Raw genomic sequence first — 741 nt, 5'->3', positions numbered from 1 at the left:
TGCTCATACAACAAGTGATGACCAAGCTACAAGAGCGCAAGTTTGCCAAATCCGAACGACTAGCGGCTGCGCCTGAGCTACCAGTGAGCGCTAATGCCACCGATGCTACGACGTCACAGGCTGTCAATAGCTCAGGAAATGTATAGGTGATAGGGCCTAAAATGGCGATGTCCGACTTGAATACAACTAATACTGCCGCCCTCAAACAATTTGCCACGATAAGCAAAATATAAATAAAGGTACCATTATGAGCATCGAAATTCGTAACGTAAATAAAAAATTTGGTAACTTTACTGCCTTAGATGACATTAATATTACCGTTCCTACTGGTAAATTAATCACTTTGCTTGGACCTTCAGGCTGCGGTAAAACCACCTTGCTACGTATTATTGCTGGTCTTGAGTATGCAGATTCTGGACAGATACTTTTCGATGAGCTTGATGTGACCAATACGCCAGTACAAAAACGCCGTATTGGCTTTATGTTTCAGCATTATGCGCTATTTCGGCATAAAAATATCGCGGATAACATCGCTTTTGGACTGACGCTATTACCAAAGAATGAACGTCCTAGTAAGACCGATATCAATAAGCGTGTGGCTGAGCTATTAGACTTGGTTCAGTTACCGCAATTAGCGAATGCTTACCCACATCAGCTATCTGGTGGTCAGCGTCAGCGGATTGCATTGGCACGCGCTTTAGCGGTTAAGCCAAAGTTATTACTGCTTGATGAGCCATTTGG

1 protein-coding gene is annotated in these 741 nt (G+C 43.5%); it reads left to right on the top strand.

Features of this window, described 5'->3' with window-relative positions; all coding sequences use genetic code 11:
• Positions 1 to 247: 247 nt before the first annotated feature.
• Positions 248 to 741: sulfate/molybdate ABC transporter ATP-binding protein (locus tag ACS8FD_RS20095; RefSeq protein ID WP_439277165.1), on the top strand; the 494-nt coding region annotated here is incomplete at its 3' end.

It is taken from the genome of Psychrobacter sp. 1U2 (assembly GCF_051847575.1).
Note: the sequence above shows the minus strand (reverse complement) of the source record. Positions and strands in the feature narration are given on the sequence as shown.